Origin of the sequence: Nitrobacter sp. NHB1, from assembly GCF_036964665.1 — a bacterium.
Taxonomy (GTDB): Bacteria; Pseudomonadota; Alphaproteobacteria; order Rhizobiales; family Xanthobacteraceae; genus Nitrobacter.
In genome coordinates this window covers 129,433-142,025 of record NZ_JBAMDA010000001.1, presented here as the reverse complement: position 1 = coordinate 142,025, position 12,593 = coordinate 129,433, and the positions used below count along the sequence as shown (strand labels likewise).

Below are 12,593 nucleotides of genomic sequence, written 5' to 3'. Positions count from 1 at the left end.
ACGCCCCCGATCGTAGTCGAAACTATCGAACGGCCATGCTAAGGGCTTGCCCCGAAACCGAATGAAAACGCCTTGGAATCCATGGACTTCGATATGAGCCGTAGCGCGGAAAATCCTGCAACCCGATCGCCCCCCTGGGCGGACGGCCTGCTGTCGTCGTTCGCCCAGGCCGGCTACGTCAAGGCGGAGCCCGCGATCCTGCAACCGGCCGAGCCGTTTCTGGACCTGTCGGGCGAGGACATCCGCAAGAGCCTGTATCTGACGTCGGACGCGGGCGGCGAGGAACTTTGCCTGCGCCCCGACCTCACCATCCCGGTGGCGCGGGACTATCTCGCCTCCGGCAGAGCCGGCCAGCCGGCCGGATTCTGCTATCTCGGGCCTGTGTTCCGCTATCGCGGCGGCCGCTCGAGCGAATTCCTCCAGGCCGGCATCGAATCGTTCGGCCGGCAGGATCGCGCGGCGGCCGACGCCGAAATGCTCGCGCTTGGCCTTGAGGCCGCTACGGCCTTCGGCATTACCGATGTGGACATCCGCACCGGCGATGTCGCGCTGTTCACCGCGCTGATCGATGCGCTCGAGCTTTATCCGGTGTGGCGGCGCCGGCTGATGAAGGATTTCAACCGCAAGTCCAGCCTTACGCAGGATATCGAGCGGCTGACGCTCACGACCGGGCCCGGGCACAACGAATACGAAGGCGTGCTGGCGGCGCTCGCGGGTTCGGACCGCAAGGCCGCGCTGGCGCTGGTGACGGACATGATGTCGATCGCGGGCGCGACCAATGTCGGCGGCCGCACCGTCGACGAGATCGCCGACCGCTTCCTCGAACAATCCACGCTGAAAAGCGGCGCGCTGCCGCGCGACGCGCTGACCATCATCAAGCGGTTTCTCGCGATAGCGGGCGATCCCGACGAGGCGCTCGGCGAGTTGCGCGCGCTGGCTTCCGACGCCGGTCTCGATATCCACGCCGCGATCGATCAGGTCGAAAGCCGTATTGGATTCATGGCGGCGCGCGGGATCGCGACCAGCAGCATCGGCTTCGCGACGTCGTTCGGCCGCGGCGTCGACTACTACACGGGCTTTGAATTCGAGTTGCAGCGCAAGGGCAACGGCGACGAGCCGCTGGTTGCCGGCGGTCGCTACGATGGCCTGATGACGCAACTGGGTGCAGCCACGCCGATCCCGGCGGTCGGCTTCTCGATCTGGATCGAGGCCTTGACACGGTTTGCGGATGAAGCCTCCGCGAGCCGAACCGGCGGGAGCGCGTCATGACCGCCCCTCTCGTACTAGCCGTGCCGTCGAAGGGCCGTTTGCAGGAAAACGCCGAGGCCTTTTTCGCCCGCGCCGGGTTGACGCTGGCGAAGCCGCGCGGCGTCCGCGACTATCGCGGCACCATCGCCGAACTCGACAACGTCGAGATCGCCTATCTTTCGGCGAGCGAAATCGCCGCGCAGCTCGCGCGCGGCATGGTGCATCTCGGCGTCACCGGCGAAGATTTGATCCGCGAAAGCATCGTCGACGCCGACAAGCGTGTGGCGCTGATCGACGGGCTGGGTTTCGGCAGCGCCAACGTGGTGGTCGCCGTGCCGCAATCCTGGATCGACGTGCGCACCATGGCCGACCTCGACGACGTAACCATCGGGTTTCGCGCGCAGCACAACCGGCGGATGCGGGTCGCGACCAAATACATCAACCTCACCCGCGTCTTCTTCGCGTCGCATGGCGTGGTCGATTACCGCATCGTCGAGAGCGCGGGCGCCACCGAGGGCGCTCCCGCGGTCGGCACCGCCGAGATGATCGTCGATATCACGACGACCGGGGCGACCCTCGCCGCCAACGGCCTCAAGGTGCTGGACGACGGCGTCATCCTGCGCAGCCAGGCCAACCTGGTCGCGTCGCGCGACGCGGACTGGTCGAACGGCGCGCGCGAAACGGCGCGGATCATTCTCGACCACATCGCCGCGCGCGCCCGTGCCAGCCAATACCGCGAGGTGCGGACCCGCTTCACAGGCTGCGATACGGCGCTGCTAACAGAGGCGCATGATCGCTTCGGCGTGGTCTCGCCGTTCGGCGGGCCGACCTCCTCCGGCATGATCACGCTGCATTGCCCGCCGGACCGGCTTTATGCACTCGGCAGTTTTCTGCGTCAGCACGGCGCGGAAACGGTGTCGATCGCCTCGCTGGACTATGTGTTCGATCGCGAGAACCCGCTATTCGCAAGGCTGGAAGCGTTCCTGCGGTCGTAGAACCATGCATTCCGCCCGTTGAAGCACACGGCCGCACTCACTACCATATGAACGAGATCGCGTTGACTACGCCGGAACCGACCGATGACGCCAACTGCCAGCCTTCCAGGTCTGCCTGCGGACGCGGCCGCCGCGACGGCACCGGGTCTGTCGATCGTCGTTCCCGTTTACAATGAAGCCGCCGGGCTCCAGCAACTGCACGAGCGCCTCAGTGCGCTTGCGGCAAAGCTGAGGCAGCGCTTCGGCCTCGCCTGCGAGGTCGTCTACGTCGACGACGGCAGCACCGACGGCACGCTAAGCCTCGCCCGCGCGCTCCCCGCCGCCGCGATGGACGTGCAGGTGGTGTCGCTGTCGCGCAACTTCGGCAAGGAAGCCGCCTTGATGGCGGGCCTGGATCACGCGCGGCGCGGCGCGCTGCTGTTCATGGACGGCGACGGTCAGCATTCGCCCGACCTCGTGGAGCGGCTGGTGGATCACTGGATCAACGGCAGCTACGACGTCATCTACACGGCGAAGGCGCATCGGACGAACGAGTCGGTGCTGCGGCGGATCGGCGTGCGCAGCTTCTACGCGATCGTCAACTGGGGCGCGCGCCAGCGAATTCCCGAAGACGCCGGCGACTTCCGCCTGTTGTCGCCCCGTGCCGCCGCCGCGCTGCGCCGGATGCCCGAGCGCAACCGCTTCTTCAAGGGCCTCGCGAGCTGGATCGGCTTCCGGCAGATTCGCGTCGACTACGAACCCGACGTTCGCGCCCACGGCATGACCACGTTCAATACGGTGCGGCTGCTCGGCCTGTCGATCGAGGGGCTGACGTCGTTTTCGGTGGCGCCGCTGCGGCTGGCCAGCCTGCTCGGGTTGCTGCTGGCGTTCGCCGCCTTCCTGTTCGGATTGTCTATTCTCTGGGAAACCTGGGTCGATGGCGAGTCGGTACCCGGCTATCCGTCGCTGGTGGTCGGCCTGATGACGCTCGGCGGCGTGCAACTCCTGATGATCGGCATCGTCGGCGAATACATCGGCAAGATTCTCTCGGAGTTGAAGGCACGGCCGATCTACTTCGTCGCCGAGCACAGCGTGAAGCAGGCCGAGGACGAACCGTCCGCAGGCGCCCCGCACCGGAGCGCGGCCGAATGAGCGGCGATGAACCGTTACGCCGGATTCGGCTGTGCGCTGACGACTACGGCATCAGCCCCGGCGTCAACCGGGCGATCCGCGATCTGATCGAGCGGGAGCGCATCAATGCGACGTCGGTGATGGTGGTCGGCCCTGCCGCCGCACGCAACGACGTCGAGGCGCTGGAGGCCGCAGTCGCGCGCAATCCGCATTGCGTCATCGGCCTGCACGCCACCCTGACCGCGCCGTTTCAGCCGCTCACCATGCACTACCGGCCGCGCGATGGCGGACTGTTTCCGCCGCTTTCGAAGATGCTGCGCGCGAGTCTGTCGCGCCGGCTCGAGCCCGAGATGATTCTCGACGAGGTGACGGCGCAGATCGCAGCCTTTGCCGAACGGTTCGGCCGCGCGCCCGATTATGTCGACGGCCATCAGCACGTACAAATATTCCCGCAGGTGCGCGGCGCGTTCTTGTCGGCGGTCAGAAATGCCGCACCCGGCGCATGGGTGCGCCAGTGCGGCCGCCGCCAACCGCCGGCTCGGCGGCTCGGCACGCCGAAGGCGCTGCTTCTGGATATTCTAAGCGCCGGGTTTCGCCGCCATGCCGCGCGTGCCGGCATCCGCTTCAATCCGGCATTCGCCGGCGCCTATGATTTCACAAAGTCCGACTTCGCCGCGCTGATGCAGACGTTTCTGGACGGCTCACCGGACGGCGGCCTGATCATGTGCCATCCCGGATTCGTCGACGACACCCTGATCGCGCTCGATCCGCTCACCGACCAGCGCGAGCGGGAATACGCATTCCTCTCCGGGGACGGCTTTCGGGACATGCTGGCGGCGAATCGGGTGTCACTGAGCTGACACACCGAAGCACAAGCCCTGCCGTCTTGCCGAACACCGAAATTTAATTGGCCGCGACACTGTTTGCGACACAAAGCGCGCCTACATCCCATCCGCCATCTTATTGGGAGAGCGCCATGACGCCGCAAGAACGCCAGTTGGTTGACGACCTCTTCACCCGCCTCGCCGGCGTCGAGAACGCGCCGCGCGATCCCGACGCCGCCGCCGTCATCGGCGATGGGCTGCGCCGCGCGCCCAACGCGCTTTACACGCTGGTCCAGACGGTTCTGGTGCAGGATGAAGCCCTGAAGCGCGCCCACGACCGCATCCAGCAACTGGAGGGCGGCGGAGCCAATGAGCAGGCCGCCTCCGGCGGATTCCTCGACCAGATGCGCGACACCCTGTTCGGCAAGTCGCCGCAGCGCGGCTCGGTCCCGAACGTTCAACCTCCCCCGGTGGCGCCGAGCCGGCCGGCCTGGAACACCGGCGAGGTGCTGCAACAGACCGAACAGCCCGGACGCTACAATCAGGGAGCTTACGAACAGAGACCTGCCGGTCAGCCGCCTGCCGGTCAGCCCTATGGCACGCCGCAGCCGCAAGCGGGGGGCGGCTCGTTTCTCGGAACGGCAGCGGCCGCCGCCGCGGGTGCCGTGGGCGGCGGCCTGCTTCTGAGCAGCATCCGCTCCATGATGGGCGGCGAAGCTCATGCCAGCAGCTTAGGCGGCTCGGGCGGCCTCGGAGGCTCAGGCAGCCCGTGGGGTGGCGGCGACCAATCCGGCAGCAGTCTGGCGCGCGACGCCGGTGTGAAGGATGTCGGGTCGCAACCGGGCAACACGTCGCAAACCAGTTCGTTCGATCAGGCCCAGGCAGATGCCGATCAGGACCAGGATCAGGATCAGGACGACGACGATAACGACGAGATGGATATGGACTCCGACGACTCCGATGACTTCGACGACGGCGGCGGCGATTACGCCTGACGCCCCGGATTCTACAGCAAAACGGCCGCCGATCAGGCGGCCGTTTCCGTCTCGGAGCACTCAGACTTTGCAACACTCAGGCGTCGGTACCCTGGTCTTGCTTTCGGCAAGCCCGAGTACAGGCTTCCGCGAAGCAATCCAGTGCTTTTTCGAGAGCTTCCTGGATTGCTTCGGCGCGAAGCGCCTCGCAATGACGGCAATCTGATTCCGTTTAAGTATGGTCAGATCACGACCACTCTGGCGCCGACGTGAACCCGGCTATAAAGATCGATCACGTCCTGGTTGCGCATCCGGATGCAGCCGGACGACACGTTGGTGCCGATCGTCAATGGCTCGTTGGAGCCGTGGATACGATAGAGCGAGGAGCCGAGATACATGGCGCGGGCGCCGAGCGGATTCTGCGGCCCGCCTTCCATGTGGCGCGGCAGATCGGGGCGGCGCTTCAGCATTTGCGCGGGCGGCGTCCAGTCGGGCCATTCCTTCTTGGCCGTGATCGTCTTGACGCCGGCCCACAGGAAGCCCGGCTTGCCGACGCCAACCCCGTAGCGCAGCGCCTTGCCGTCGCCCTGCACGAGATAGAGAAACTTGCTCGACGTATCGATGACGATGGTGCCGGCGGCTTCCTTGCCGTGATAATCGACGAGTTGCTTCTCGAACTTCGGATCGAATGCGGGATGCGCGGCCTCGCTTGCGTCCTGCTCCCGCATGATCTGCTGCGGCTGCATCGCCTGCGGCTGCGGCGCATAGAGCGGGCGCGGATCGTAGGGCTGTTGCTGATAACGCGATCCCTGCTGCTGGCCGTCGCCGAACAGGAACTCGATGAAGCCGCCACCCATGTTGGGCCGCTCCGCATAAGCAATGCGTTGCTCGGCCTGCTGCGGCGCGGACTGCTCGGCGTAAACGACGGTCGGCTCGGTGAAGAACCTGGTTTGCGGTTCTCTCGCTAAGGCTTGCTGAACTCCAAAGCCGGCAAGCGACGCGCCCGCGAGGAGCGCGAGGGATATGTTTTTGAACATCGACGTACTCTGTACTGTTTCGCCGTGGATGGTTCGCCGTGGGTGCGCCCGATAGCGCATCCTCACACAAACGAATTAGAATCAAAATCGCATCGGTTTGGTAAACAGGACCGACGTTTCGATTCACCACGCCGTCAATGCGACGCGGTTCCTTCACCTAGCGTTTATTTTCGATGAACGGACACCGGCCATGGTTAATCGCCGGTGTGCGCGGCAGATTCGTGATGCGCGGTTCCCCGCGTGAACCCGGCGTTAAAACACGCCCGGTATAAAAGACATCGAGTAAAAGAACTGGGGAGTCTGATGGTTGTTCAACGCAAGCGCTTCCGCGTCGAGGAAATCCTGAGCGGCGGCACGCCGGTCATCGCAACCGCCGACGACGACGCACCAATGCCGGTGCATCGCGAGATCATGGCGGAGTTGCGGGCGATCCGCCAACAGATGGGGGCCCCGCACCGCAATGGCGCAGCCGAGTCGGCCCCGGCCGACGGCGGGACCGCCAGCCGCGAGATCGCCGAAGCGCAGGCGTTGCTGCAGACCTACCGCGCACAGATCGAACAGTGCGAAAAGCTCAAGACCGAGCTCAATCTGATCCATGACGCCATCAACCGCACCAAGCAGGAAATCGCGGTTCTGCATGTCAAGAGTTTCAGCGGCGACGAGATGGCGAAGGTTACCGACGAGCTTGGCGCCGTGGTGGGAGGCACCGAGCAGGCGACGCAACAGATTCTGGCGGCGACCGAGGCGATCGATCAATCTGCCAGCGCCTTGTCCAAGGCGGCGTCGCCGGAGCAGACGCGGTTGCTGAGCGAGGAAATTCAGGAACGCGTGATCTCGATTTTCGAGGCCTGCAACTTCCAGGATCTCACCGGCCAGCGCATCGCCAAGGTGACGAGCACGATGAAGTTCATCGAGCATCACATCAACGTCATGATGGACATCTGGGGCGGCGTCGACGCCATCCGGGCCCATGCTCCGCCGATCGTCGACGATCGCGTGGGCGACGCCAGACTGCTGAACGGTCCGAAGCTCGACGGCGACGAGGGGCACGCCTCCCAGGACGATATCGACGCGTTGTTCGGCTAAAGCCGTTCACGGCTTGGTGGAATCGGGACTCTGTTCTCGTCATTGCGAGGAGCGGAGCGACGAAGCAATCCAGATGCTTTTAAAATAAGAACTGGATTGCTTCGCTTCGCTCGCAATGACGACAAGTCGCGTTTCCATCTAAATATGAACTGCTCTAGCCCCAGGAAGCATTCCTCGTTGAGAATGCCCGGCCGTCGCGCCGCGCATTTGGTTTGAAGTCGATCGGCTTCAAGTCGCGCGCAACCCGGCTAGAGCCTTTTCGCTTCTGATGGAATCAAAAGCGAGGCTCTATGATTTTGAATTGACGCGTCTTCTTCACGCGAACCGGCACCCATCCTCGGGTCAAGCCAGAGGACATGCTTGGCTCGAAAACGCTCTAATGCGCGTGTGGCTTTGCCGCCGTGTGGTGGTGGGGGGCCGACGCGGCGGCGGGCGCGCAGCGGACATAAACCATGTTGCCGTAGCGGGTCGCCGCATCCGGGTCGATGAAGCGCGTGACCAGGACGCGGCCGTCGAAGGAGACGATCTCGCGATCCTTCGGGCCGCCGGCGGGTCCTTCCGGTCCGATATAGTTCTTGCCGCTCTGGCTGCCCTTCAGCCGCAATTCCTGCGGCGTCGCCTCGTCGGCGAGATGCATGATCACACCGCCATTGCCGCCTGCGCCGATCACGTAGGGATTACGGCACTGCGTCTTGGCCGCAGCCTCGGTCCGCGCCCGGTCGTTCGGATTTTGATAGGATGCAAGACCCCAGCGTCCGACGAGTTCTTCGGCGCGGATCGTGGCCGGGATCTCGGGCTCGACGGCCGGCGGCGCCGGTTGGGGCGACAGTCCGATCGACCCGATCGACCCGCACCCGCCGAGAAACACCGCAAGGGCCGCAGCCGCCCCAAGGTTCAAAGCCGCGCGTCCGCCGTCTGATCTGACCATCGTATGTTTCCCCAAACCGAGTTCCCGACCGCCGCACCCCAGGCAGCCAGGTTTAAAAATGTGGCCGCGGCAACCTTACTCCGCGATCACGGAGACGCCACGACATGGTTTGCACTATCCTACACGCCCCTCACCAACGGCTTAAGGGGGCTTGCTTGACAGCATGGCTGTCAAGCCATATTCCCCGCCGACGATTAGCACTTTTGGAGCATGATTGCCAAAGGTACGAATCGCTAAGAGCGTTTCGAATCCGGGCGTATGCATTCCATCGATGAAAATTCAGCGTCCTGCGAACCCCCGGAGGAGCCGTTATGGCTAAAACCAAATTTCGTCCGCTGCATGACCGTGTTGTGGTCAAACGCATCGATGCCGAAGAAAAGACCAAGGGCGGCATCATCATTCCCGACACCGTCAGGGAAAAGCCGTCGCAGGGCGAAGTCGTCGCCGTCGGCCCCGGCGGACGCGGCGAAGCCGGCAAGCTGATCCCGATCGACGTCAAGGTCGGCGACAAGGTGCTGTTCGGCAAGTGGTCGGGCACCGAGATCAAACTCGACGGCCAGGACGTCCTGATCATGAAGGAGTCCGACATCATGGGCGTGCTGGACTAAGCCTGACGGCCTCCACATCTACCGACGTCATCGCCCGGCAAGGGCGCGCTATGCGCCCGATGACCGGGTGATCCAGTATTCCGACGCATTGCGATTGAACATGTCCGTCGCGGAATACTGGGTCATCCGCTTTCGCGGATGATGACAGTACAGTGCTTGTAAAACTCTGCGGAAGAGTTTTGCTCAATCAAGGAACCATCAAATGTCAGCCAAGGACGTCAGGTTTTCCGGCGACGCGCGCGACCGCATGCTGCGCGGCGTCGATATCCTCGCCAACGCCGTAAAGGTGACCCTTGGCCCGAAGGGCCGCAACGTCGTGATCGAGAAGAGCTTCGGCGCGCCCCGCATCACCAAGGACGGCGTCACCGTCGCCAAGGAGATCGAGCTCGACGACAGATTCGAGAACATGGGCGCGCAGATGGTGCGCGAAGTCGCCTCCAAGACCAACGATACCGCGGGCGACGGCACCACCACCGCCACCGTGCTGGCCCAGGCCATCGTCCGCGAGGGCGCCAAGGCCGTTGCCGCCGGCATGAATCCGATGGACCTCAAGCGCGGCATCGACATCGCGGTCGCGGCCGTGGTGAAGGATATTGCGAAGCGCGCCAAGCCGGTCGCGTCCTCGGCCGAAGTCGCGCAGGTCGGCACCATCTCCTCCAACGGCGACACCGCTATCGGCAAGATGATCGCGCAGGCGATGCAGAAGGTCGGCAACGAGGGCGTCATCACCGTCGAGGAGAACAAGTCGCTCGAAACCGATGTCGACATCGTCGAGGGCATGAAGTTCGACCGCGGCTACCTCAGCCCCTACTTCGTCACCAATGCCGAGAAGATGACCGCCGAACTCGACGGAGCCTACATCCTGCTGCACGAGAAGAAGCTGTCCGGCCTTCAGGCCATACTGCCGCTGCTCGAGGCGGTGGTGAAGTCGGGCAAGCCGCTGCTGATCGTGGCGGAAGACATCGAGGGCGAGGCGCTGGCGACGCTGGTGGTCAACCGGCTGCGGGGCGGCCTCAAGGTCGCGGCCGTCAAGGCGCCCGGCTTCGGCGATCGCCGCAAGGCCATGCTGGAGGACATCGCGATCCTCACCGGGGGCCAGCTCATCTCCGATGACCTCGGCATCAAGCTCGAGAACGTCACCGTGGACATGCTCGGCCGCGCCAAGAAGGTGGTGATCGACAAGGAGAACACCACCATCGTCAACGGCGCCGGCAAGAAGGCCGACATCGAGGCGCGCGTGGGGCAGATCAAGGCGCAGATCGAGGAGACCACCTCGGACTACGACCGCGAGAAGCTCCAGGAGCGTCTGGCCAAGCTCGCCGGCGGCGTCGCGGTGATCCGCGTCGGCGGCGCGACCGAGATCGAGGTCAAGGAAAAGAAGGATCGCGTCGAGGATGCGCTCAACGCCACCCGCGCAGCCGTGGAGGAAGGCATCGTGCCCGGCGGCGGCACCGCGCTGCTACGCGCCAAGAAGGCGGTCGGCCGCATCGCCAACGACAACCCGGACGTACAGGCCGGCATCAACATCGTGCTGAAGGCGCTGGAAGCCCCGATCCGCCAGATCGCGGAAAATGCCGGCGTCGAGGGGTCCATCGTTGTCGGCAAGGTTCTCGAAAACAAGGCCGAGACCTTCGGCTTCGACGCCCAGAAGGAAGAGTATGTCGACATGGTCGCCAAGGGCATCATCGATCCGGCCAAGGTCGTGCGCACCGCTTTGCAGGATGCCGCGTCGGTCGCGGGCCTGCTCGTGACCACAGAAGCCATGGTCGCCGAATTGCCGAAGGAGGAGCCGGCGCCGGCCATGCCGGGCGGCGGCGGAATGGGCGGCGGTGGAATGGGCGGCATGGGCTTCTGAGCCGTTCCAACTGCACGACTTCGCCAGAAGGCCGCCTCCGGGCGGCCTTCTTTTTTGGCGAAGCCGGTTTTAGGGTGACAGGCGATTCGACAAACGGAGATTCTCCTATGCGCGTACTACGGCTGTGCCTGGTCGGCTTGGTAATCGCTTTGCCGGGGAGTCTGTTCGGGCAGGACAGGCCGCTTCCCAAGGCGACGCCTGGCGGCGCCGAGGTGCGATACTTCACCTCCATCGACGGGCTGATGGAAGGCAATGCCGACGTCATTCTCAAGGAAACCCGCCAGGGCAAGACCGTCACGGGCGCCGTTCTCGATGCGTGTTACCCCGCGGAAAAAGGCTCCGATCGCAAGGACCGCTTCGTCGTCAACCTCGCGGTGAACGGCTCGACCATGACCGGCACGACCCAAAGCATCGGCGACAAGCTTCCGGTCGAGGTCAACCTCACCCGCAAGCCCACCGGCGATACGTTCGAGTTCGACGGCCGGGTCAGCATCGGCAAGACCGTCACCGAGGTGACCTCGACGGACAATTCCGATCTCAGCGAGGCTGAGTTCAACGACACCCGGACAACCGATGACGGCGTCGTCGCAACACCGAAGGATTTCACCGAGGTGTCTCCCGAAGCCATCGCGGTGAAAGTGAAACTCGACGCCGCTGTCGATTTGCTCAAGGGATTGAGAGGACAGCATGTCGAGGTGGCGCTGAACAGCCTTGAGGTGACCTGCGAGGCGCTGCGGGCCGGCGCGCAGGTCATCGACATCAACGTCGATCCGGAGCGCGCATCCGCCCTCATCGCCCGGTTGAAGGCATCGCCCGGCGTGATCGCCGCCGGCTGGAGCGCCGGCCTATTCGACATGGAGCGCACCATCCGGTTTCCGGCCGCGGAATGGCGCAACAACGGCAAGCTCAATCGTGACAAACTCGCGACCGCCATCTCCGGCGTGCTGGAAAAAGCCCTGGACGCAAAGCCGGTGTCAGCAAAATGGAGTGACGACACCGGCAAGCTGACGCTGACCTTCAAGCGTCCGAGCGAGGTGGTTCCGGCGCTCAAGCTTACCGACACCATCGAGGTGACCGCGTTGCCCGGCCCCGACAAGCCCGGCGGGTCCGATCACATCATGCTCTGGGTCGGCGTCCCGTCGACGACCACGGCGGACGAAACCGAGGGGCCGAGGCTCGACCTGGCCGACGACACGTCCGCGGGCGACAACGAGGACGTCGAGACCGACGACAGTGGTTCGGTGGATGCGCTGGCGAAGCAGTTCAAGGCCCAGCGCTGGGACGCCGACAAATCGGCCTGGAAATAACAGCGGCCCGACTCTCCGCGGCACAGGATGGCGATCCGCGCGCGCGGGACCCGCTTTAGTTTGTATTGAGATGAAACCGCAGCGTGGTCGGACCGGCGAACGAGACCGCGTCGCCCTGCCGTTCCCAGGTGGTCGCAGCAGAGAGCGCCGCAACCAGATCGTCATCGGCCTGCGCCTTCTCCGGCGGACAGGAGCGGTCCTCCAGCGGACCGGCCGCGAAGATGACGGTGTTGCCGGCCACCGAGAACTGGCCCTTGCCGCCCTTGCACCACAACTCGAGCTTGGCCTCGCCGCTGTCGCCGATTTCCAGCGACGGCACCCGCTTCGAGCCGGGCTGCGGCGGCGCATCCAGCGTCATTTCAAGGCCGAACGGAAATCCATCCTGCGCCGACGCCGGCAATCCACCGATGCCCTCGACGACGACCACGACCGCGACGGCACCGAACCAGAACCCAAACCTTGTAGCCATCTGCCCTCGTTGAATGACGATCACGACGATCTGACCCGCGCCGTTCTACAGCGCAGATTCCGTGACGTGAAGTCCGCTTTTGTGGCCGAAATCGGTCGGACCTGTCCAAACATTCATAAAGAACACATTGATCCTGCGAAGGCGCGCCGTAA

The 12,593-nt window shown here is 64.4% G+C and carries 12 protein-coding genes; 9 read left to right on the top strand and 3 right to left on the bottom strand.

What is annotated here, in order from left to right; translation table 11 throughout:
• The first annotated feature begins 93 nt into the window (after positions 1-93).
• From V4R08_RS00735 to V4R08_RS00715, 5 genes are all read left to right on the top strand, one after another.
• Positions 94-1,269 (top strand): ATP phosphoribosyltransferase regulatory subunit, encoded by a 1,176-nt coding sequence (locus V4R08_RS00735; RefSeq protein WP_335577576.1) that lies wholly within the window; start codon positions 94-96, stop codon positions 1,267-1,269.
• Positions 1,266-2,243 carry an ATP phosphoribosyltransferase gene (gene hisG / locus V4R08_RS00730; protein WP_335577575.1) on the top strand — a complete coding sequence of 326 codons (978 nt, stop codon included), beginning with the start codon at positions 1,266-1,268 and terminating at the stop codon, positions 2,241-2,243. The genes V4R08_RS00735 and hisG overlap by 4 nt, the downstream gene beginning before the upstream one ends.
• Positions 2,244-2,327: 84 nt before the next feature.
• On the top strand, positions 2,328-3,374 hold the full coding sequence (locus V4R08_RS00725) for a glycosyltransferase family 2 protein (RefSeq protein WP_335577574.1): 1,047 nt from the start codon (positions 2,328-2,330) through the stop codon (positions 3,372-3,374).
• Complete coding sequence (locus V4R08_RS00720; protein ID WP_335577572.1) at positions 3,371-4,213, top strand: ChbG/HpnK family deacetylase; 843 nt, start codon at positions 3,371-3,373, stop codon at positions 4,211-4,213. The genes V4R08_RS00725 and V4R08_RS00720 overlap by 4 nt, the downstream gene beginning before the upstream one ends.
• Before the next feature lie 116 nt (positions 4,214-4,329).
• Positions 4,330-5,172, top strand: a complete 843-nt coding sequence (locus V4R08_RS00715; RefSeq protein WP_335577571.1) for a DUF2076 domain-containing protein — start codon at positions 4,330-4,332, stop codon at positions 5,170-5,172.
• 221 nt (positions 5,173-5,393) lie between these two features.
• On the opposite strand, the gene V4R08_RS00710 is transcribed toward V4R08_RS00715, so the two are convergent.
• Positions 5,394-6,188, bottom strand: a complete 795-nt coding sequence (locus tag V4R08_RS00710) for a L,D-transpeptidase (RefSeq protein ID WP_335577570.1) — start codon at positions 6,186-6,188, stop codon at positions 5,394-5,396.
• Positions 6,189-6,491: 303 nt separating this feature from the next.
• Between V4R08_RS00710 and V4R08_RS00705 the strand changes: the two genes are divergently transcribed.
• Positions 6,492-7,274, top strand: a complete 783-nt coding sequence (locus tag V4R08_RS00705; RefSeq protein WP_335577569.1) for a protein phosphatase CheZ — start codon at positions 6,492-6,494, stop codon at positions 7,272-7,274.
• 376 nt (positions 7,275-7,650) lie between these two features.
• Here V4R08_RS00705 and V4R08_RS00700 read toward each other — a convergent pair whose 3' ends face one another.
• Positions 7,651-8,202: a hypothetical protein gene (locus V4R08_RS00700; protein ID WP_335577568.1), complete on the bottom strand. Its 552-nt coding sequence runs from the start codon at positions 8,200-8,202 to the stop codon at positions 7,651-7,653.
• Between the two features lie 311 nt (positions 8,203-8,513).
• On the opposite strand from V4R08_RS00700, the gene V4R08_RS00695 reads away from it, so the two are divergent.
• From V4R08_RS00695 to V4R08_RS00685, 3 genes are all read left to right on the top strand, one after another.
• Positions 8,514-8,810 (top strand): co-chaperone GroES, encoded by a 297-nt coding sequence (locus tag V4R08_RS00695; RefSeq protein ID WP_335577567.1) that lies wholly within the window; start codon positions 8,514-8,516, stop codon positions 8,808-8,810.
• A gap of 202 nt (positions 8,811-9,012) precedes the next feature.
• Positions 9,013-10,665, top strand: coding sequence for a chaperonin GroEL (gene groL / locus V4R08_RS00690; protein WP_335577566.1), 1,653 nt, complete (start codon positions 9,013-9,015; stop codon positions 10,663-10,665).
• A 107-nt stretch (positions 10,666-10,772) separates the two neighbouring features.
• A complete protein-coding gene (locus tag V4R08_RS00685) occupies positions 10,773-11,972 on the top strand; it encodes a hypothetical protein (RefSeq protein ID WP_335577565.1) in 1,200 nt (399 codons plus the stop codon).
• A gap of 55 nt (positions 11,973-12,027) precedes the next feature.
• On the opposite strand, the gene V4R08_RS00680 is transcribed toward V4R08_RS00685, so the two are convergent.
• Positions 12,028-12,441 (bottom strand): META domain-containing protein, encoded by a 414-nt coding sequence (locus tag V4R08_RS00680; RefSeq protein ID WP_335577564.1) that lies wholly within the window; start codon positions 12,439-12,441, stop codon positions 12,028-12,030.
• Positions 12,442-12,593 lie beyond the last annotated feature (152 nt).

Coding starts and splice junctions, on each gene's coding strand:
- V4R08_RS00735 (WP_335577576.1), top strand. CDS start 94: ATGAGCCGTAGCGCGGAAAATCCTGCAACCCGATCGCCCCCCTGGGCG.
- hisG (WP_335577575.1), top strand. CDS start 1,266: ATGACCGCCCCTCTCGTACTAGCCGTGCCGTCGAAGGGCCGTTTGCAG.
- V4R08_RS00725 (WP_335577574.1), top strand. CDS start 2,328: ATGACGCCAACTGCCAGCCTTCCAGGTCTGCCTGCGGACGCGGCCGCC.
- V4R08_RS00720 (WP_335577572.1), top strand. CDS start 3,371: ATGAGCGGCGATGAACCGTTACGCCGGATTCGGCTGTGCGCTGACGAC.
- V4R08_RS00715 (WP_335577571.1), top strand. CDS start 4,330: ATGACGCCGCAAGAACGCCAGTTGGTTGACGACCTCTTCACCCGCCTC.
- V4R08_RS00710 (WP_335577570.1), bottom strand. CDS start 6,188: ATGTTCAAAAACATATCCCTCGCGCTCCTCGCGGGCGCGTCGCTTGCC.
- V4R08_RS00705 (WP_335577569.1), top strand. CDS start 6,492: ATGGTTGTTCAACGCAAGCGCTTCCGCGTCGAGGAAATCCTGAGCGGC.
- V4R08_RS00700 (WP_335577568.1), bottom strand. CDS start 8,202: ATGGTCAGATCAGACGGCGGACGCGCGGCTTTGAACCTTGGGGCGGCT.
- V4R08_RS00695 (WP_335577567.1), top strand. CDS start 8,514: ATGGCTAAAACCAAATTTCGTCCGCTGCATGACCGTGTTGTGGTCAAA.
- groL (WP_335577566.1), top strand. CDS start 9,013: ATGTCAGCCAAGGACGTCAGGTTTTCCGGCGACGCGCGCGACCGCATG.
- V4R08_RS00685 (WP_335577565.1), top strand. CDS start 10,773: ATGCGCGTACTACGGCTGTGCCTGGTCGGCTTGGTAATCGCTTTGCCG.
- V4R08_RS00680 (WP_335577564.1), bottom strand. CDS start 12,441: ATGGCTACAAGGTTTGGGTTCTGGTTCGGTGCCGTCGCGGTCGTGGTC.